Source organism: Phycisphaerales bacterium, assembly GCA_020852515.1.
In the GTDB taxonomy this organism is placed as follows: domain Bacteria; phylum Planctomycetota; class Phycisphaerae; order Phycisphaerales; family UBA5793; genus UBA5793.
In genome coordinates this window covers 67,689-88,016 of sequence record JADZAS010000035.1, presented here as the reverse complement: position 1 = coordinate 88,016, position 20,328 = coordinate 67,689, and the positions used below count along the sequence as shown (strand labels likewise).

The window sequence follows — 20,328 nt, the reverse complement described above, 5'->3', positions numbered from 1 at the left end:
CAGGTCCGCGTTATCATCTGTCTCTCTACTTTGGCGGCTGTTCCCGCGGGCCTCGTGGCACGCCATTTGCTGGGAAGTACCTATACCGGGGGGTGCCACCGTCGCGCACCGTCGAAGACCGTCACGACGGTCCCTATTAAGCGCACGCGTGCGCGCGGGCGCGCGTGTGCGCGCGCGGCACGATGTTGAGTACAGTGGCGACCGTCGTGACGGTGTGCAGCGGTAAGCGGCGGTGGCGTGCTTCACTGAACACTCCCTTCGAGGCTGATTCCCTCGTAGAACGGGACATCGCCGGCACCACGACGCCGCGTGATCCCCGGAACGGCGGCCGCCAGGTCTCGGCCAAATGACATCTTGCTGCTGACGACGTGGCGGCCGTCGCGCTCGCACCACCCCTGCCACGCTTTGTAGAGGTCATCCACCCATGCGCGGCAACCGGGTGCGACGGTGCAGCACTCGCGGACGAAGGCGCCGACCGGCGACGCGAGGTCCTCGAGATCGCGGATGGCGTCGGCGACGCTTTCCGGCTGCACGAACCGGCCGCGTGCGTTGAGTCGCTTCCAACCTTCGATGGCCCACAGCAGGATGCCCGGCAATTCGGTGCTGAGTTGATCGGTGAGCGTCGGGTCTTCCTGGCCATAGAAGGAGTTGGTCAGCCTCAGCACGAGGAATCGACCGGCCAGCGCGGTGCTGGCGTCGTTGAGACGCGGCAGTTCGTTCGTGAGGAACATGAACCTCGTCGGGAGCTTCATGCTGATGGAGCCGAGGAACTTGCGATCAACGCTGAGCGTGTCCTCGCCCGAGATGCACAGCAGTCGCTCGACCACGATGCTGATGTTCTCACCGCCGAAGCGGGCATCGCTGACGATCGCGAGAGATTTGCCGATCAGGGGTTGCAGTCCGAAGTTGCCGGCGAGCCCGCTCGTTGTCGGCCCGACGACGTTGCCGTGACCAATCATGTGACGGAGGATGCGTCCGATCGTCCCCTTGCCTGAGCGGCGAGGTCCGACGAGTAGTAGCATCTTCTGTTGGGAGGTGTCGCTCGTGAGGCAGTATCCCATCCACTCCTGGAGCAGTTCCATCGATTCGAGGTCATCACCGAACAGTTGCTCCATGAACTTGATCCACCGCTCGGGCGGCTCGGGATCGGGTTCGTAGTCGAAATCGAGCGCGTTGATCGTGAAGAGCGCCGGCGTCGGCGCGAGGATGCACCCGGTCGGGATGTGCACACTCAGCGACTTGCACGGCAAAATCTCCAGTGCCGGAAGCCGATCGCTGCGGCGGTCGAGCCATGATGGCGAGATCGTCGAGGCAGGCAGATGGACGTGCGTACGGATGCTGTCGAGGGCTTGCTTGACCGATGTGGGGTTGGATTCGAAGTCCGCAAACTCCATCAACTTCGTCTGTTTGTTGTACACGTAGCGCAGCGCCTTGTGCAACCACGGCTGGAGCACGTGCTTGAGGTATTCATCTTCGACCTGGCTATAGCGGTTGTCGCGCCAAAGCATGATCAGTCCGCCGTAGGCGTGTACCGTGCGGCCCTCGGCGTGCTGGTGAAACTCGCGGACGAACGCCTCGGCAGTGGGCAGGGTGCGCCTGGGCGAAAGAACGAGCCGCCCGGATTCGGGGTCGCGCTGACCGAGGGGGACCAGTCCCGCACCTTCTCCGGGCATCTCGGGACTTGCTTCCGACTCGTCAGGCTCGGTGCGCAGGCCCTCGCCTCTTACGCTGCCGTTGGGTGTGCAGCCGGCGTCGGAGTGCGCGCGGTCCGGCGCGACCTGCCGCGGCGCATCCCGCAGCCAGCCGTACGGCAACTCATGCGGCTTGGTCGCTGCGTCTTCCACCTTGTGTCTCAGTTCCCTCTCCGTCCACGGCGGTTGACAGCGCGGGTTGTAGCGTTCGAGCAGCAGTTGCAGCGCCATCTCCGGATCGAGGCCGAAGCCATGCACCAAAACAGTTGCGGCGGCATAGGTCGAATCATGGCCGCCCTGTCCCGAAATGGCTGGTGGCATGGCATCGAGATACGCCGCGGCGCGGCGGAGAAGTGAGTCGTCGGAGGCAACGGCAGCACGACGGGGCGCAGGTTGCGCGGGCGAGGGTGCCTTCTCACCAGTTTGCGCAATCACCGCAGCGGCCAAGGCCTCGACCGCCTTGGAGAGCACGTCATGCTCGACTCTCGCAGGCTCACCAGTCAGCCACTCGTACGCCTCGCCCGACGGATGGATGCTCGGCCCGACTACGGTCTGGCACCCGGTGCTGCGGATCTCGGCAATCATCTTCTTCGTGCCGGGAAAGTAGTGCTTTCTGGTCACCGCGCCCGGGCATCGGTACCACCAATGCGAGTTGGGCGCGCTGGCGCGGCCGGTGATTGCGAGCGTCGGCGGCAGGTATTGAGGCGCTAGTTCTCTCGCTGCCGCGCAATCGAGATCGACGTCGGTGAGTCCGCCGCTTGGACCGCCCAGCAGCAGCCCGATATTGCCGCGGCCGCTGAAGTGCTGCGGCAGGTCGGCGTCATCGAGACGCAAGTCCGGCCACCCGGCATCGACCGGCCCCTTCTTGCGCAGCGGGATCGGCACGCAGCGATAACCACGGGCCGTGTAGGCGCGGGCGGCGTCGAGCCGGCTCATGCCGTCGTGGACCAATGCGCCGTTCTGTGTCACGGGTTCCATCAGTCCGGCCGCTCCTGCACCATGCGGATGGCCGCGACCAGGCAGGGAATATCCTCCGCAGCGATCACCATCAGCAGGCGCGAGCGCCGCCGCCTCATGAGCAGCACCGGCACCCGGTCCGTCGCCGACCGCTGGAGTCTCCGCCATTCCCGCCAGAACTCATCGCACTCCAGCTGCGCCTGCTCCACAAAGCAGCCGGGCAGGTCGGCGTCGTGCTCGCCAATGGGGGGCGCAGTCCGCTCCCTGCGCATGTCCGCGAGCACTTCTACGGGCATTCCTGTCCCTGACCGCTGGTTCGCCTTGGCTGCGCGGCCTCGCTTCATCTCACCCTTTCCGCGCCGTCAGATGGCGGGGCAACCGGCGCCGACCGGAGCGCCTGCCCTTGTGGCGAGGCATGTCGGACCGGCAGCGAGAGATGGTGAATGCGGTGTCGCCGAACTCCCGGCGCAACAGACCGACGAACAACTGGTTCAGCGTCTGGCCGACCTCGGTGGTGGCGTCAATGACCAATACGCCGCGAGCCGTGTCGTCGGCGAACCTGGCGTCGAGGCGTACTCGCTCAGTTCCGTGGATGCTCTCGGCGTTGACGATCGCCTCATCGAGCACGGAGAGCACCTCGAAGAAGATGACAGAATCGTCAAACTCGTAGCGGTAGGCTTGCAGCGCCATAGTGAGTCCTCCGGCGTTTTCAGGTGTCACTGTCTTCTAAATACGCAAAGTGCGCGCGGAACCGCGCGCGCTTCACAGCAGGTCGCGGAGACCCTCTTCTTCGAAGAACTGGCGCATCTCATCGCCGCTGCGAAATCCGCACGCCTTTGCCACAGCCTCCAGTTGCGACGGCATTGGGCTTCGGCTGGTGTGCTCCACCCACTCAAGAAGTCGCTCGACCGCCGGGTGACGCCTGCCGATGTCCTTCATCTTTCGGCGAAGGTCATGGCGCCTGGGTTCGTCGGCGCTTGAGGGGTCGAGCAGTGTTCGGTCCAGAGCGACAAGACGGCCACGACCATCCCTGGTCGTGGCGTTCAGCGACTGCATGCGCGTCGTTGGCCATCGCGTCTTGGCGTTGAGGTAGCGCCAGTAGGAGTGGCACGTATTTCCCAGAGCACGCTGCAGGAATTTCCAGTTGGCCAACTTGGAAGGATCACAAGTGGCACGAAGGTGCAGATACTTGATTGCCAGAATCTGGGCAAGATCTTCTGCACTCGCCGAAGGGAGCCGGTGAAGGCGGCTGTACTTCAAGGCAACGGTCTCAATGTACCGTTGAACCGCGGGATCAATCGGGTCGCTGAACGAGGGCTTGTTCATCGGACTCCATCCCACCCATGCGGAGCCTGCCGCCACGGAAGCAGTCGATGAGAACTGCCGGCGAGCGGGGGCCACCCATAGGTTTGCAGAGCCATCGGTGCGCGCAGCTACCGCGCTGATGACGGCTCAAAACCACATCACCCATCAACGATCAGCAGCAACTGAACGAGCCTGGTGCGTCGAACGAGAATTCCCGCATCAAGTGCGATGCGGAGTCTCAGCCGCGCTCCAAAACACGTGCTGAATCGTCACTCAATTAGACGATGGACCTTTGAGATTGATGCTGTGCACACCTGTCTCCTTCATTCAGGGCAAAGCCCCCTTGTCGCTGAGCGGTCCCCGCTCTACGCTCAGGCGCCAGCCTGAGTCGGGTTCCGCCCGGCCTCCCGTTGGGCCGCTCTGCGTCGCCTCGGGAGCATGACTGAGCCCGCCTGCTTCAGTGCCTCTGGAGCGGGCGGCTTTCGTGGTTGCGGTGGCCATCACGCCTTGAGCCCTTTGGCCTGCATGGACGCCGAAATCTGCTGCAACTCCGCCAACGCATTGTTCGTTCTAATCACGATGCGCACAGGGCGATCCACCGTGACGGTGATTCTGCCCTCGTTCACCTCCAACTTGATATTGCCAACGCTGCGCTGACGTACCTCGCTTCGACTGCCGTACTCGCTCAGTCCGACCGACTCGAGGCACGCTTCGACATCCTCGATGGGAAGCGGCGAGTAGTCATCATGCGGCGATGCACTCGGCGAGGTTGCCTCGGAGCCCATGCCCGCCGTCGCTGGAGCGACGCGCAGGCGAAACGTCTTCGCGCTTGGATTCGGAGCGCCCTCGAGTAGTCCCGCGAAATGCGCCGACTCCAGGAACAGCCGGATGAAGCGTGCGACATCATTCACGATGCCGAGTTTCGCAGTCACGTAGTCCTCGATGTGTGCACGCTCGTTGTCCTGACCCTTTGGGCACTCGACGAAAACTCGCTTGAATTCTGGGTAGGAGAGGAATGCTGTCGCGCGAGCCCTGGACTTCGCCGTTTCACTTCCGCCGTAGAGCATGTCGATGGCCAGATTGGTGAGACGGACGCTCTCCGCGTCCTTCTCGATCAACATGAATCGCTCCATCGCGTCGAGCTTGTGGTTGAACCGCCCCTTAGGCGCCGCGTGCCCGAGCGCTCTCGCAAAACCACCGATCGACATCTGCTTCTCGTGCGGATCGATCTTCCGAAGCGCATCATCGCAGTCCTTCAGCCCGATGTAGACGAAACTCTTGCCGTGCTTGCGATCAACCGCCTTCGAATCGCGATTGCTCTCATCAGTCGGTTCGCTCGCTTCTGCGCCGTTCACTTGCGCTTCGGTGTGGGTGGCAGGCGAAGTCTCTTCCATTTCAGTGCTCCTTGAATTCTCACGCCACTTGCTCGGTGCTGCAGACCATCCCGATTCCGAACGATTGATTCAACCGGCTAACTTTGCCGTCTTGTGATCGAAAATACGACACTTGGAATCCGCGGTCAAGCGCAAGTCAGAATTCCCTGCCGCAGCCTTTGGTTGTGTCAGCGTAAAGCGTTATTCAACAATGAGTTAGGCTTGATACAATTCCATCGCTTCCGCTGAACTACCCAATCCAAATTCGCCAAAACTGGCCGAATGTGCCGTTCGGTAATCGGATCCCGTCCCCGCTCGACCGGCGGCAGATTCAGCAGCGCGTCCTGAATGTCAGGGGCGAGGTGAAGGAACGCCATTATCTGGGTCATGCGAGCCCGCGTGACGTGGCCGAGGCGACCGAGTTCGGCGTAGCTGGCCACCTCGCCAGTCTGGACGAGGCGCTCGAAGCGGATCGCAAGGGCCATCAGTTTCGTCACGCGCGGCAGCCGGCCACGGGTCGCTGGCGTGGAGTCCGGCTTTAATTCGCCGGTTGTCGCGCGCTTGCGCCCGCGCCGCCCGCGATCGAACTGCACGTCGATCTCGACTTTCATCGCGCCGCTCGTTGTCATGCCGCCTCCTCATGGTTGCCGGCGCCGGCCGGCGCCGTGGGTCCGCCGGGTCTGAACGTGATCGCCACCTTTCCTTTCGCGCCGTCGTACTCGACGCGCTCGATCAGCAGGCGCAGCACGCGGGCCTGCTCCTTGGGCGCGAGGTTCTCCCACACCGCATCGAACTCCGTCAGCGCCTGGCGCACCGCGTTCTCGTCGATGCGATTCGCTTCCTGCGCCTGAATATCACTGCGGATCTGCGCCAGCCGCTCCTCGCCACTGCGGATGCGCTCATGCAGGTCGCCGAGGCGCGCTGCCGTACCGCCGTTGCGGTTTGCCGCGTCGGCCGCGAGTTTGCCCACCTCGGCGTGATGTCGCCTCATCTGGCGGTCCAGGGCCGTCTGCTCCTTGAGCAGTTCTCCTCTGGCGTCGTCGGTCTTCTGGCGAGCGTGGCGGAGCGTGGCTTCGATGAGCCTCCGGTTCTTTCCGATCGCTCGCACCTGATCGACGACGATGCGCTCGATCTCCGCGGCCGGGATGGATTTCGACGGGCACGAATCCCAGCCGCGTCTGGCCGCGCCGTTGCACACGTAGTAGCGATAGGCGACGCGGCCCTTCTTGCACGAATAAGAATGGCCCATCGTCCGCCGGCACGCGGTGCAGTGGAGTAGTCCCTTCAGGATCGCGCCGTACTTGTTGCGCACGATCGAGCCGCCGGTGCGACCGTTGCGGGTGAGCAGGTGCTGCGCCTTCTGCCACACGTCGGCATCGATGATGCCCTGGTGCTCGCCTTCGTAGAGTTCGTCCTTGAACCTGATCTTGCCGAGGTACGCGACGTTGGTGAGCAGTGCGTAGAGGCTGCCCTTCTCGAACGGGCGGCCGCCGAGCGCCTTGCCCTTGCGCGAGGTCCACTGCTTGGTCAGCCAGCCGCGCTCGTTGAGCGCCCGCACCGTCGGGATGAGCGATTCGTGCTTGAGGTACAACTCGAAGATGGCGCGGACGCGTTTGGCTTCCGGTTCGTTGATGACCAGGCGGAACCCATTGGGATCGACGTCGTAGCCGAGAATGGGTCGTCCACCCACCCATTTGCCCTTGCGGCGTGCGGCGGCCATTTTGTCGCGAGTGCGCTCGCTGATAATCTCGCGCTCGAACTGGGCGAACGAGAGCAGCACGTTGAGCATGAGCCGACCCATCGAGTCGCTGGTGTTGAACGACTGCGTCACGCTCACGAACGACACGCTGCGGCTCTCGAACACCTGCATCATCCGCGCGAAGTCGAGCAAGGACCGGCTGAGGCGATCAACCTTGTAGACCACGACCGTGTCCACGCGGCCAGCCTCGATGTCCTTCATGAGGCGCTGGAGGGCGGGCCGCTCCATGTTGCCGCCGGTGTAGCCGCCGTCGTCGTAGCGGTCGGGGAGGCAGGTCCAGCCCTCCGCCGTCTGGCTCTTGACGTAGGCTTCGCCCGCCTCGCGCTGGGCATCGAGGCTGTTGAACTCCTGCTCGAGCCCTTCCTCGCTGGACTTGCGGGTGTAGATGGCGCAGCGGTTGACCGGCCTGGACTTGGCGCGCTGGCTCATGCCTGCACCGCCTTGCCGCGATTCTTCGTCGGCGAGCCGACGCCGAAGAAGAGGTTGCCGTTCCAGTGGGCGCCCGTGACGACCTTGGCGATCGCAGAGAGCGAGCGGTAGGTCTCGCCTTCGTATTCAAAGCCTCGCATCAGCACCCGCACGCGGATCATTCGGCCTTTGTACTCGCGCGTCAGCCAGGCGCCGGGCATCGGCAAACCATCGCCCCCGGCGGATGCCGAAGCGGTAACGGTGCGGCCCGCCGCTCGGGGCGAGATCGAGCCAACAATGGCGCTGCGCGTCGGTGCGTGGACCCGCAGGTCGGCGTCGTTGGCGATCTCCATCGCCCGCTGCCGCGCCCGTTCGGGGAGGTCGCCCTCCTCAATCGCCTGCATCCGCCATGCGATGCGGCGGATCAGCCATTGCCGGTTGCCCGAGCGTGATTCCTCGTCGAACACCTCGGCGTACCGGCGGCGCAGTTCTGTGCCGGTCATGTTCTCCAGTTTGGCGAGCAATCTGCCCACGTTCAAACCCATGCGTCACCTCCTTCCCGCGGCTCTCGGCCGCGTAAACCAGTGGGACGATGAGTGTCGGAGCATCGCGAAGGGTCAAGGCATGTCGAAGAGCAAACTGTGGCCTCGGATCGGGCGGCCAAAGTGGTGCTCCGGCGCTGCATCGTGAGCACACCGGCGGCCAGAATACCGGCAATCTCGTCGAGCCGCTCCCCGGCCGTCAGTTCGACAGGATCATTCTCGCGCAGATACATCGGCACGCTTCCTTGGCGGGGAACGGACGACAGCGTCCGAGTCGCTCGGCTCGGCAGGCCGTGCGGCCCGCTACTGGTTAACTACGCAAAGCGTGGGGAGAACTGCGCGCTGATGTGCCTCGGCGCCGAATCCGCAGTCGTCTCGGATGCCTCGATTCACCTCACGCATCATGGTGGAACCGGCGCCACACCAGCCAGGCCGCCCACGCGGTGAAGAATGCGCTGAAGGTGAGGCTGACCGGATTGAGGTGGAGGTGTCCGAACCTGCGAAACTCCCGAATCACCCAGGCGCCCCAAGCCACGTCGACCGCAACGGCTGTCACGACGACGATGAATACCTGCGAGAATCGCGGACGATCATGTGCGTCCGGTGATCGTGAGGGCCGTTGGCGGCGCTTGCGTCGCCTGCGATTGGATCTGCGCTTTGACATCGTGCCGGTCGGAATGCCGAGGCCAATTGGCCTACCTGCGTTTCACTTCGCCCGAACCCGCTGAACCGCCTTGGGACGACTGCACCTCGAGCGGCCCGCGGTGCGGATCCTCCCAGGGCTGTGTCACCGGCAAGGGATGGCCGGTCGGATCCCATCCAGTGAAGATTCGATAGAGGGCTGGAAGAACAAGTAGTGTGAGGAGCGTGCTGGAAGTCAGGCCGCCAATCACCACGGTTGCCAGGGGCCTCTGAACTTCGGCGCCCGTGCTCGTCGCCAGCGCCATGGGGACGAACCCGAGCGACGCGACAAGGGCAGTCATGAGAACGGGGCGCAATCGCGTGAGACAACCTCGCACGATGGCCGCATCACGATCGAGGCCTTCCTCGCGGAGTTGATTGATGAACGTGACCATGACGAGCCCATTGAGCACTGCCACGCCGGAGAGAGCGATGAATCCGACCGCAGCGGAGATCGAGAATGGCATGCCTCGAAGCCAGAGGGCCAGGATGCCGCCGGTCAGCCCGAGCGGCACAGCACTGAAGACAAGCAGCGCGTATTTCACGCTTTTGAAGGTCGAGAACAGCAGTAGGAAAATCAGGAAGAAGCAGATCGGGACCACGATGCTCAGCCGCTGCTTGGCCGCAACCAGGTTTTCATACTGCCCGCCCCAATCAAGCCAACCGCCTGAAGGAAGGGGCACATTCGCAACCTTGGCCTGTGCCTCCCTGACGAACGAGCCCAAGTCGCGGCCACGGACATTGCACTGCACAACGATGCGGCGCTTGCCGTTCTCGCGACTGATCTGGTTCGTTCCCTCCGCCACCTCGATCATGGCGACATCGCCCAACGGAATGAAGCCCATCTCCTCCTGGGTCACGCCATTCAGTCCGGCCGTAGCGCTGGCGAGCTGCACGGTCTGCAGCGCTTCCGGACCGCCCGGAAGCGGGATCGGCAGGCGCTCGAGGATGTCGATGCGGCCGCGGATCGCATCGGGCAAGCGCACCACCAGATCGAATCGACGATCGCCCTCGAACACCAGTCCCGCTTCGGCGCCGCCCATCGCCACAGCGACAACAGCCTGCACATCAGCCACGCTCAATCCGTAACGGGCGATGGCCGACCGGTCGATGTCAACGGTCATGACCGGGAGTCCCTCGGTCTGTTCGACCTTGGCGTCCGCAGCACCCGGGACCGACTGAAGCGCCTCGAGTATCGCCTGCGCCGTCTCCCGCATCCGGTCGAAATCGTCGCCATAGACCTTCACGGCGATGTCACCGCGCACGCCGGAGATCAACTCATTGAAGCGCATCTGAATCGGCTGCGTGAATTCGTAGTTGTTGCCCGGAACCGCCTGGAGGGTGAGATCAAGGAGTCGTTGAAGTTTGCCCTTATGTCCCTCAAGCCGGACCTCTTCGTGCTCTCCCTCATCTTCTCCGGCTTGGGCGTTGTGTGAATCGGCCGCGCCTCCTGCCGCCAGTCGCTCGCCGATGAGGCGATCGAGCTCCGCCTCGGATCGCCATTGATCCTCAGGCTTGAAGATGATGAAGGTATCGGAGACGTTCGGCGGCATCGGGTCGGTCGCCATCTCGGCGGTACCGGTCTTGGAAAAAACGAATGCAACCTCGGGGAACTGTGAAACGACACGCTCGACATCGAATTGCATGGCCTGTGATTGGGTGAGCGAGGTTGACGGAATGCGCATCGCGTGCATCGCGATGTCCTTCTCATCCAGGGTGGGCACGAACTCCTGGCCCAAACGCGTGAAGAGGATGGCTGACGCGGCGAACGCCACGACCGCCGCCACAGCAACGATCCAGCGAAGCCGAATCGCCGCGCCCAGAACCGGCCCGTATGCGGCCTTGGCCCATCGAATGAGAAACATCTCCTTCTCCTGCACTCGCCCGCAGATGAGGATGGCCACCATCGCAGGCACGAAGGTCAGAGACAGGATGAAGGCGCTCACGAGGGCGAAGATGACGGTGAGCGCCATCGGCTGAAACATCTTGCCCTCGACTCCCGTCAGAGCGAGAATCGGAACATAGACGGTGATGATGATTGCCTGCCCGTATACCGATGGCTGAATCATCTCTTTCGCAGCCACCATGACCTCGTGGAGGCGCTCCTGAAGCGTAAGCAATCGACCTTCGTGATGCTGCCGTTCGGCCAGGCGACGAAGGCAGTTCTCGACAATGATGACCGCGCCATCGACGATGAGTCCGAAGTCGATGGCGCCGAGGGACATCAGGTTGCCGCTCACATCGTTCTGGACCATGCCGGTGGCGGCCATGAGCATCGAGAGCGGAATCGCGAGCGCGCAGATGATCGCGGCGCGGAAGTTTCCCAGGAGCAGGAGCAGCACGATGATGACCAGAACGGCGCCCTCCAGCAGGTTCTTCTGAACCGTGTGGATCGTCGCGTCGACGAGCTTGGTGCGATTGAGAACCGGTTGAACGACGATTCCCGGCGGGAGACTGCGACTGACCTCGGTCATCTTTGCATCGACCGCCGCCGCAACGGTTCGGCTGTTGGCGCCGATGAGCATGATCGCCGTACCGACGACAACCTCTTCGCCGTTCTCGCTTGCCGAACCGGTCCGCAGTTCCCGCCCGATCGCGACGCCGCCGGGCACAGCGACATCGCGAATGTAGATCGGGACGCCGTTGCGCGTGCCGACGACGATGGACTCCAACTGCTCGATGTTTTCAATACGGCCCGTGGCGCGCACCAGATACGACTCGCCTTTGTGCTCAACGTAACCGGCGCCCGTCGAGACGTTGTTCCTCTCGATCGCTTCGATGACTTCGGCGAAACTCAGACCATACGAGACCAGTTTCATGGGATCGGGCTGGACGTGGTATTGCTTCACGTATCCGCCGATGGCATCAACCCCCGCGACGTGCTTTACGCTCTTGAGTTGCGGGCGAATGATCCAGTCCTGAACCTCGCGCAGATAGGAAGATCGCTCCAGATCATTCGTGAGGCGCCGCCCCTCCGGTGTGAGGTAGGATCCGTCACTCTGCCAACCGGGTTTCCCGTCGGAGATCGTCGCGCCTACACCGTGCGGATGCTCGTAGGCGATGGTCCACATGTAGACTTCGCCCAGGCCCGTGGCGATCGGGCCCATGATCGGCTCGACGCCCTTGGGTAATGATTCCTTGGCTTCTCCAAGCCGTTCGGTCACCTGCTGACGCGCAAAGTAAATGTTAATCGCATCGTCAAAGACCGCAGTCACCTGTGAGAAGCCGTTGCGAGACAGCGACCGGGTCGACTGCAACCCGGGGATTCCCGCCAGAGCGTTTTCAATGGGAAACGTGACCTGCTTCTCCACCTCAATGGGCGAGAGCGAGGGCGCCACCGCGTTGATCTGCACCTGATTGTTCGTGATGTCTGGGACGGCATCGATAGGAAGCCGCTTGAGCGAGAACACGCCGATCGCCGCGACGACTGTGGTGAGCAGAACGATCAGCCAGCGGTTCTTGATCGAAAAGTGGAGGATGGATTCGAGCATGGGCAGCGACTCCGATGGCGGCGGTCAGTAGAGATGAGAATAAGTCATGGCGGAAAGGCTCGGAACGATCAGTGCTCGTGGGCGGCGCTTCCCTTGCCCAACTCAGCCTTGAGGATGAAACTCCCGGAGGCAACGAACGACTCACCATCCGCGAGGCCCGAGTGAATCGGCACCAGTCCGCCGACGGTCCGGCCAATGCTCACCGCGCGCTTAGCGAAGGTGTTCGCTTCACCCTCGACCGGGACGAACACCGCCGGGCCGCCTTCGACAACCTGGATGGCTTCCTCGGGGACTGCGATCACGGCGGCGGGCATTTCGCCGCCGCTTCCCGTCGAGACGATCTCGACCTGCGCGAACATGCCGGGCTTGAGGGCAACCTCAGACGCCGGCACTTCAATCCGAACCTGCGCCGTCCGCGTCGTTGGATCGACCAGGGGCGAAATGAATGCCACCTGCCCCTCGTAGGCCTGACTGCCGACAGTTCCGACCGTGACCCACGCCCTCGCACCGACCTGAACCTCATGCACGCGCGCTTCGGGCACATCGGCGAGAACCCAGAGCACCCGAGTGTCGGCGATGACGAGGAGCTTCTCGCGATCCGGGCTGACGAGCTCACCGAGTGTGACCTCGCGCTCGACAACCTGTCCGGCCAGCGGCGCATGAATGGTGAACCGGGGATCGATTTCGCCGCTCAGAATGAGCGCCTCCACCTCTCGCTGCTTCATTCCGAGAATGTGAAGGTAGTTCTCCGCGGCGGTCGCCGCTGCCTGCGCGGACTGCTGAACCGCCAGAGCCGCCTTGTATTCGCCCTCGCGACGCTGGACTTCCGTCAGCGCAATACCCTCGGACTTCTCGTACAGGCCGAGCGCTCTATCCCATGCGGTTTTCGCTAGCTCCACCGCTGGAACAGCGGCTTGCGCTGCCGCGCGCTTGATCAGAAAGTCGCTCTGTGCCTGCCCCAACTCCGGACTCTCGACGATGACCAGGTCATCTCCCTCGCTGACGAGGCTGCCTAACCGGACTTTGATCTCCACCGCTCGGCCGGAAAGCGGTGAACCGACGTGCGCCATCGCCTCGATGTTGAAACCTACGCGCGCCGGGGCGACGAACGTGTGCTCGAGAATTCTGGTCTGAGCCCGCGCGATCGTGATGCCATAGCGATCAACCGCGTCGGCGGCGAGAGTGACCTCATCGAGGTGTGCTCCCTCTTCCGCTGCTGAGTGGGCATGTTCATCTCCTTCATCCGTTGCCTGCTCGGGGGTGCCGACGCTCGGTGAGCCGTGATCGTGCCCATGTCCGCTGTCGTGCGGCGCATGCTGATCGCCAGCCGTCGATTCCCCGTGATCGTGGCCGTCACCCTCGGAGTGGCTGGATCGATCGCATCCCGCGATGCAGACAGCACAAAAGAAGACGACGACCGCGACGACATGGGACATGGAACGGGCATTGGTTGAACGCTTCGACTTCATGATGCTCTCCGGCGGGCGGCACTCGCCCGAATTCCTCTATTGGTTCTGCAGCGCGGCCGCTGACTCAGTGGTGCGTGATTCGGCGCTCACACCGGTCGCCCTGACAACACCAGATCCGCCGACGGCGCGCTGCAGACGGATCAGTGCGATCGCGGTTTGCCGTTCAATCTCGATCGCTCTCGCCTGCGTCGAGCGGAGTTCCTGTTCGGCGAGAAATAGCGGCGTGACATCCGTCTGCCCTGCCCGGTAGACATCTTCCGCCTGCTGACGGCGCTGCACTTGAAGCGGGATCAGTTCGCCGCGAATGCGATCAAGGTTGGCGGCGTTGGCGGCGAGCGCCTCGTAGGCGCTGCGCACCTCTTCGACGACCATTCGTCTTGCGAGGGTGAGGTCGTGCCGCGCTTCGATCTGCTCGGCACTGAGGCGGGCCCGGCGCGCCTGTCCCATGTCAAAGACAGGCATCGGAAGCGCGACCGCGGGTCCGGCGATCCACTCCCCATCCCGTTCAACCTCAATCCCCGCTTCGGCGCCCTCCCAGGGGAAAAGGCGCGCCAAGGCCTGTTCGTCGCCCAGCGCTGAGAGTTGCCACCCGATGGCCTGAATCTCAGGGCGATGCGCCAGCGCCACCTCGACCCACCGCGATTCGATCTCGGTGCGAGGCGCTGGAGCAGTCCACGAATCCAGCACCCATGCAGCCGCCCCTGATGGCTCGCCGACGAGCCTCGCCAGTCGTAGCCGCTGCTGGCGTTGTTGCAACTGTGCGTCGGCGATCTCCACTTCCAGTTCCACACGCTGCGCTTCAAGCGTCGTCAGGTCGCCGCGGATGCCTTCGCCAGCTTCAAGCCGGTCGCGCGCCACCGATTCGATCTTCCGGAGCAGGCCCAGGCGAGTCTCGAGGATCGGGATCAGCCGATCAGTCGCTTGCGCCTCCACATACGCTTCCTGCACTTCCGCAGCGGAATCCAGTGCGACCGTCACGGCATCCGCCGCTGCTTTCATCAGCCGGTTGTCCGCAGCACTGGATCGACGCGGAATCTGGAGAGCGGCGATGAAGTCCTGCGCCAGCGATGCCTCCACAACGGTCGTCCCGGCGCCCCACTTGAGCACGATGTTGAGAACAGGGTTGGGAAGGAGCCGCGCCTGGTCGGAATCGGCCAAGGCAATTCGAACGCGCGCCAGCGCGGCCTGAAGTCCTGGATCGGTGCTCACGGCGCGCTGCACCGCCTCGCCGATCGATAGTGTGTCGGCTGATTCCGATTCATCCAGCGGCCCGCCTTCGGTCCGGAATTCGATGGCGACGTCCAGGTTGACGGCCTCAGTGATGGCCGCTTCCGCCTCGGGATCAGGCGGCGGCGATGTTTGACAACCCCCTGAGAAGAATGGCGCAGTTGCTGCAAAGACACAGCAGCAAAGGAAGCGGTTCGACCGCCGTCCGGTGAGCGAACGAATGATCATGACGGTCCTCGATCAGGCACATTGAAAGAGATCAATGGCGCGGAGGCGCAGCCGACATTGTGAAGAAGATGCGCCAACGCCCGGGCCACCTCGCGGCAGTCACCGCGACGGGGCATGCGAAGCGGACTCGCGAGCTAAACGAGGAGGATGACAGTTCGCAGGCGCGCGGCGATGTCAGGTGGACGAGTTGACACGGAACGCATTTCCGCGCGCTCGTCACAGCGAATCTCAACCGCGCTGAATTCAAGCCTGGCAGCGTGCAGGGGAAGCAGAATCGGTGGTGCGTCCGCGCGGGGAGCAATGCGCGCCGACGCGACATCCTCTTCAAGTGGAATGTCCTCACAGGGATGCGGCCCGCAAGGATCCTCGTCGTCTGCTGTCTTGCTGCCACGCGCCGCACCAAGGGGCTGGCATTCCCCTTCGACGGTCTTCTGGCAACCCCATTCGATGCGACTGCCGCCATGTACATCCGAGCAGAGCACCAGGCCGGTGCGCAGCACCGAGGCCCCGAGCCCAATGACCAGCAGGCAGATCCAGAACAGAGATTGGGAAGAGGTGCGTCGCACGGGAAACGTGCCGATTGTAGCCCTGCGAGCGCGCATCAAACCGGAGAGAACTCTCTTTATTGCCCCGCGTCGCTCCGCTCGCATTCTGGGGCCGGCCGTGACTTCGGTTGAATCGAGGAGTCCCGGACTCCACACAATCCCAATTGCGGAATAGGATCGGCGTCGATCCCGTTGGTACCCATCGCCGGCCCCGCCTCTGACCTGCGTCGCTCACTGCCGGGAAGAGAAGCACATGAGCCGCGGCCATGTTCGTCAATCAGCCTCAGGACCCGCCGCTGCGAATGCTCGTGACCTTGGACATGCGCGGCGGTCACTCTTGCCGGGCTTTACCCTGATCGAACTGCTCGTCGTCGTCTCGTTGATCGCGCTGCTCATCGCGCTCCTGCTGCCAGCACTCTCCAAGGCGCGGAGTGCGGCGCGTCAGGCAGGCTGCCTCAGCAACCTGAGCCAGATTCTCGTGGCGAACTGCCTCTACCTCGACGAGCACAACGACGTCATGCCGATTCTCGTCCCCCGCGGCCACGCCCTCCTCGACAATTACAGTCACGGCGGGCGGTATACCACCCGGGCAGAGAGCGCCTGGGAGCACCTCTACCTGCCGTATGAGCGGCCGCTCAACCGGTACGTCCATCCCGATCTTCCCCGCGGTGATGCGCGCACGCCGCGTCGCGATTTCCTCGATCTAATGCAATTCAATTTCCCGGTGTTCGAGTGTCCGGATGATCGCTCCTTCAACCTCACCGAAGACTTCAGCGAACCCGAACCTACCCACGGAACAAGCGCCTACCTGCTCGTGGGTACGTCCTACGCGTTCAACGGCACCTGGTATCCATGGCACGCCTTCTTCTACAACGACGTGGCCGAGCCCATGAACTGGCCCACGGGCGTTCGAGCCTTCGCCCGCGCGAGGTTGCAGATCGCATCGCAGTTCGTGGCTTACCTCGACGAGCCGGGAAACTTCCACGCCGTCTTCCGCACCACTCCGAATCTGAACCACCACGGCACCACCGATGCCTACTCGATGGGGTTTCTGGACGGACACGCCGGCGTGATCCGCTATGACGGCAACCCCTTCCTACCGACGCGCTTCGTACTGTTCCCGGAACAGAAGAAGCGCGATGACAATTAGCCGCGCGACATGACCTGCACGACAATCGGCGTTTCGCGTTCGCCTCGGGGTCCGATCCGAACCCTGCTGTTAAATAACGTGCCTGTCAACCAGAGAGGGTGAGAGTTTGAGAGGGTTGGGGTCGATTTGACGATCCGAACCCCCGGGGTTTGGATCGGGGTGCCGATGCCGCGTTTCGGAAAAGAGAGCGCGGGGCTTTGGACACAGGCGGCGCAAGTCTTTGGAATCACGCCACTTTGCGCGACCTGCCAAACAGCCAACCCGAGAGCCCGTTTTGTCAACAAGAACGCCGCCGAAAACTCGCGGCGGCGTCGTGAACTCCCCGGACTGGGCTCGAACCAGTGACCTAGCGGTTAACAGCCGCTCGCTCTACCAACTGAGCTACCGAGGAATGGGTTTTTGAGCGGCTTCGGTGCGGGGGTCGCCCGACTGGATGCCGCAGCATTGACGATAGGCCCATCATCGGCTTCGTCAAGAGGCGGAATCAGTCCTCCGGGCCTCCGCCGGTCGTCAGGAGGCGGACTTGGATCGACTGGCGGGTTCGTCGCGGCTCCGCGGCTTCGTGAAGCTGGCCGGCGAGCCGGGGCCAGGGGTGGCCGACGGGCGGCTGCGCTCGCGCGGGTAGGTTCACTGCCTCGTCCGATCAGGTTCGGCTGAGCCAGATGACTTCGCCGCTTTGCTCATCGCGCCGGCCCGTGGCGCACTCCACGATGACGCGAGCCACTTCGCCGGCAGGGAGAGTCAAGTCGGCTCCGATGGCCTGTTCATCGAACAACGATCGCAGCATCGGCGTCTCCACGGCTCCGGGCGCCACGGTGAATGCGCGAATGCCGTGCGGCCGGCCTTCCACGGCGACTGAGCGCGTGAATGAGTTGAGCGCGGCCTTGGCCCCGGCGTAGGCAAAGAAGCCGGGGAAAGGTTCTTTGGTCCCGAGCGTGCTCACGTTGACGATGCGTCCGCCGCGCTGCCTGAGCATAATCGGCCACGCCGCGTTCATGGCCAGGGCCGGCCCTATGGCGTTGACGGCGAACGCTGCCTCAAGGTGGCCGAGATCGAGTTGGCCCAAGGGCTGCAGCTCGGCCAGGCCCGCGTTATTGATGAGGACGTCGATGCGGCCGAAAGCTTCGACGGCAGCATCGACCATCGCCAGAACGTCGGCCGGGACGGCGACATCGGTGCCGCGGATGAGCACATCGCCAGCGCCGAGTTCGGAGCACTGATCGCCGACGACTTCGAGGCGCTCGCCGCCGCGTGCGATCAGCGCGAGTTCGTAGCCGAGGCGCGCGAGCTGAAAGGCGGTTTCGCGGCCGATTCCGCTACTGGCGCCGGTGATGAGTGCGACGGGCATGGGCGATTAAAGACCGCGCGGGCGATTCATCAAGCCTCGAGGCGTCGGCCCGACGTCGCGCTGTGGCAGCGCGAGAGCAGGGGGGAGGTGGGGCGGCGCCAAGAGCCCGCGCCCCGTGTAACGTCTCGATTGAAAAAGGGCGATCGAGGGGACTCGAACCCCCGACCCCCTGGACCACAACCAGGTGCTCTAACCAGCTGAGCTACGATCGCCATCGACGCGCGAGTCTGACCCGGATGGGGCCCTTCAGTCGCGCGAGGTCGAACAAAAAGGTAGCATCGCGCCGAAGAACGGTCAATGAGAATCGCTACGGCGGGGTGGAATCCCGTCGGGGATGGGCCTCAATTGCGGTGAAACGCCCCGTGCGCCGCCTCGTTGCTCGCCCGCGGCCACCGACGATCCGCGCCCGCTGGCCTATCCTTCAGGCCATTTCGAGACTGCGGGTCGTGCCCTGTGCGCATCGCGCGGTCGATTCCACATGGAGAGAGGCAGCCACCATGCCCACGATGACCCGATTCCCCAGCCAACTCACCGGCGTCACGGTCCATCTGAATCTTCCGCCCGCGCGCCTCATCGAGGAAGCGATCCGGCGAGGCGAAGGGACGCTCGCGGCCAACGGCGCGATCAACTGCCTCACCGGCAGCCGCACGGGCCGCAGCCCCAACGATAAGTTCCTCGAGGACACGCCGGGCATCCACGATTCGATCTGGTGGGGCAAGGTCAACCGGCCGATGGCGCCGCATCACTTTGACGAACTGCTCGCCCGCGCGACTGATTACCTCCAGCAGCGCGAGGATGTCTTCGAGTTTCGTGGCAGCGCCGGCGCCGATCCGCAGAATCGGCTCAACGTTCGCGTCATCACGGAGCAGGCGTGGCACAGCCTCTTTGCCCGCACGTTGTTCATTCCGCCCGCCGATGATCGCCACGCCGCGTCAATCAAGGCGGACTGGACGATCATCAACGTGTGCAACATGCAGGTGGATGACTGGCAGGACCTGGGGCTGAACGGCCCGGTGGGGATTCTGCAGTCGCTCGAACGCCGCATCGTGCTCATCTTCGGCACGCACTACGCCGGCGAAATCAAGAAGAGCATCTTCTACGCGATGAACTACGACCTGCCGGCGCGGGGCGTGTTCCCGATGCATTGCTCGGCGAACGTGGCCTCGAGCGATCCGAGCAACGTCGCTCTCTTCTTTGGCTTGTCGGGCACCGGCAAGACGACGCTCTCTGCCGATCCTGAGCGGCGGCTCATCGGCGACGACGAGCACGGCTGGTCGGAAACGGGCGTGTTCAACTTCGAGGGCGGCTGCTACGCCAAGTGCATCCGCCTGTCCGAGGAAGGCGAGCCGCAGATCTGGAACGCCATCCGCTTCGGCTCAGTGCTCGAGAATGTCGTGCTCGATGATCGCCGCCGGCCTGACTACGACGACGGCTCGCTGACCGAGAACACGCGCGTGACTTATCCTGTTGAGTTCATCCCCAACGCGCAACTGCCCTCAGTGTGCGGCCATCCCAAGAACGTGATCTTTCTCACGGCCGACGCGTTCGGCGTGCTGCCGCCGGTGTCGAAACTGACGCGCGAGCAGGCGATGTATTACTTCGTTAACGGGTACACCTCGAAACTGGCGGGGACGGAAGCGGGGGTGACCGAGCCGCAGCCGAACTTCAGCCCGTGCTTCGGCGGGCCGTTCCTTCCGCGCCCGCCAAAGGTGTACGCCGACATGCTCGCGGAGCGCATCGACACGCACGGCACTTCCGTGTGGCTGCTCAACACGGGCTGGTCGGGCGGGCCGTATGGCATCGGCAGCCGCTTCAAGCTCGCCTATACGCGCGCGATGGTTTCCTCGATCCTCGATGGGACGCTGGGCATCGGGCAGTTTGCGCCCGACAAAGTGTTCGGCCTGGCGATTCCCGAGTCCGTCAAGGGCGTGCCCAACGACGTACTGCACCCGCGAAGCACGTGGAAGGACAAGGCGGCCTACGACGCCAAGGCGCTTGAACTGGCGCGACGGTTCCGCGAGAATGACGCAAACTACGACCTGCCGGCCGACGTGCGGGCGGCAGGTCCGAGAGTCTGAATCGACGGTGCGGCGTCGAGGTGATGACTCGTACGGCCTCGCCCGAAGCGCCCATTTTCTCACTTTCGCCGACGAT

At 63.7% G+C, this 20,328-nt stretch carries 16 protein-coding genes and 2 tRNA genes; 2 read left to right on the top strand and 16 right to left on the bottom strand.

Annotation, left to right across the window (positions count from 1 at the left end):
- Nucleotides 1-242: 242 nt before the first annotated feature.
- The 13 genes from IT430_19640 to IT430_19580 all read right to left on the bottom strand — a co-directional run bounded on the left by IT430_19640 (nt 243) and on the right by IT430_19580 (nt 15,697).
- Complete coding sequence (locus tag IT430_19640; GenBank protein MCC6910151.1) at nt 243-2,660, bottom strand: bifunctional DNA primase/polymerase; 2,418 nt, start codon at nt 2,658-2,660, stop codon at nt 243-245.
- 8 nt (nt 2,661-2,668) lie between these two features.
- Nucleotides 2,669-2,920 carry a hypothetical protein gene (locus IT430_19635; GenBank protein MCC6910150.1) on the bottom strand — a complete coding sequence of 84 codons (252 nt, stop codon included), beginning with the start codon at nt 2,918-2,920 and terminating at the stop codon, nt 2,669-2,671.
- 73 nt (nt 2,921-2,993) lie between these two features.
- Complete coding sequence (locus tag IT430_19630; protein ID MCC6910149.1) at nt 2,994-3,338, bottom strand: hypothetical protein; 345 nt, start codon at nt 3,336-3,338, stop codon at nt 2,994-2,996.
- A 72-nt stretch (nt 3,339-3,410) separates the two neighbouring features.
- Nucleotides 3,411-3,800: a hypothetical protein gene (locus IT430_19625; protein MCC6910148.1), complete on the bottom strand. Its 390-nt coding sequence runs from the start codon at nt 3,798-3,800 to the stop codon at nt 3,411-3,413.
- A gap of 653 nt (nt 3,801-4,453) precedes the next feature.
- Nucleotides 4,454-5,347, bottom strand: a complete 894-nt coding sequence (locus tag IT430_19620) for a hypothetical protein (protein MCC6910147.1) — start codon at nt 5,345-5,347, stop codon at nt 4,454-4,456.
- 167 nt (nt 5,348-5,514) lie between these two features.
- On the bottom strand, nt 5,515-5,955 hold the full coding sequence (locus IT430_19615) for a hypothetical protein (GenBank protein ID MCC6910146.1): 441 nt from the start codon (nt 5,953-5,955) through the stop codon (nt 5,515-5,517).
- A complete protein-coding gene (locus tag IT430_19610) occupies nt 5,952-7,514 on the bottom strand; it encodes a recombinase family protein (protein MCC6910145.1) in 1,563 nt (520 codons plus the stop codon). Before IT430_19610 ends, IT430_19615 begins: the two co-directional genes overlap by 4 nt.
- Nucleotides 7,511-8,038: a DUF2924 domain-containing protein gene (locus tag IT430_19605; GenBank protein ID MCC6910144.1), complete on the bottom strand. Its 528-nt coding sequence runs from the start codon at nt 8,036-8,038 to the stop codon at nt 7,511-7,513. The genes IT430_19610 and IT430_19605 overlap by 4 nt, the downstream gene beginning before the upstream one ends.
- Nucleotides 8,039-8,429: 391 nt before the next feature.
- Nucleotides 8,430-8,591, bottom strand: a complete 162-nt coding sequence (locus IT430_19600) for a hypothetical protein (protein ID MCC6910143.1) — start codon at nt 8,589-8,591, stop codon at nt 8,430-8,432.
- A 139-nt stretch (nt 8,592-8,730) separates the two neighbouring features.
- Nucleotides 8,731-12,207 carry a CusA/CzcA family heavy metal efflux RND transporter gene (locus IT430_19595; protein ID MCC6910142.1) on the bottom strand — a complete coding sequence of 1,159 codons (3,477 nt, stop codon included), beginning with the start codon at nt 12,205-12,207 and terminating at the stop codon, nt 8,731-8,733.
- A 68-nt stretch (nt 12,208-12,275) separates the two neighbouring features.
- Nucleotides 12,276-13,676, bottom strand: a complete 1,401-nt coding sequence (locus IT430_19590) for an efflux RND transporter periplasmic adaptor subunit (GenBank protein MCC6910141.1) — start codon at nt 13,674-13,676, stop codon at nt 12,276-12,278.
- Between the two features lie 36 nt (nt 13,677-13,712).
- Nucleotides 13,713-15,131: a TolC family protein gene (locus tag IT430_19585; protein ID MCC6910140.1), complete on the bottom strand. Its 1,419-nt coding sequence runs from the start codon at nt 15,129-15,131 to the stop codon at nt 13,713-13,715.
- Nucleotides 15,132-15,265: 134 nt separating this feature from the next.
- Complete coding sequence (locus IT430_19580) at nt 15,266-15,697, bottom strand: hypothetical protein (protein ID MCC6910139.1); 432 nt, start codon at nt 15,695-15,697, stop codon at nt 15,266-15,268.
- Between the two features lie 232 nt (nt 15,698-15,929).
- Here IT430_19580 and IT430_19575 point away from each other — a divergent pair, with 232 nt between their 5' ends.
- Nucleotides 15,930-16,826: a prepilin-type N-terminal cleavage/methylation domain-containing protein gene (locus tag IT430_19575; GenBank protein ID MCC6910138.1), complete on the top strand. Its 897-nt coding sequence runs from the start codon at nt 15,930-15,932 to the stop codon at nt 16,824-16,826.
- Nucleotides 16,827-17,144: 318 nt separating this feature from the next.
- On the opposite strand, the gene IT430_19570 is transcribed toward IT430_19575, so the two are convergent.
- The 3 genes from IT430_19570 to IT430_19560 all read right to left on the bottom strand — a co-directional run bounded on the left by IT430_19570 (nt 17,145) and on the right by IT430_19560 (nt 18,386).
- Nucleotides 17,145-17,217: transfer RNA gene (locus tag IT430_19570), tRNA-Asn, on the bottom strand.
- 252 nt (nt 17,218-17,469) lie between these two features.
- Entirely contained in the window at nt 17,470-18,174 is a 705-nt protein-coding gene (locus IT430_19565) for an SDR family oxidoreductase (protein ID MCC6910137.1), read from the bottom strand.
- A gap of 138 nt (nt 18,175-18,312) precedes the next feature.
- A tRNA-His gene (locus tag IT430_19560) sits at nt 18,313-18,386 on the bottom strand.
- 285 nt (nt 18,387-18,671) lie between these two features.
- On the opposite strand from IT430_19560, the gene pckA reads away from it, so the two are divergent.
- On the top strand, nt 18,672-20,252 hold the full coding sequence (pckA, locus tag IT430_19555) for a phosphoenolpyruvate carboxykinase (ATP) (GenBank protein ID MCC6910136.1): 1,581 nt from the start codon (nt 18,672-18,674) through the stop codon (nt 20,250-20,252).
- The last annotated feature ends 76 nt before the right edge of the window (nt 20,253-20,328 follow it).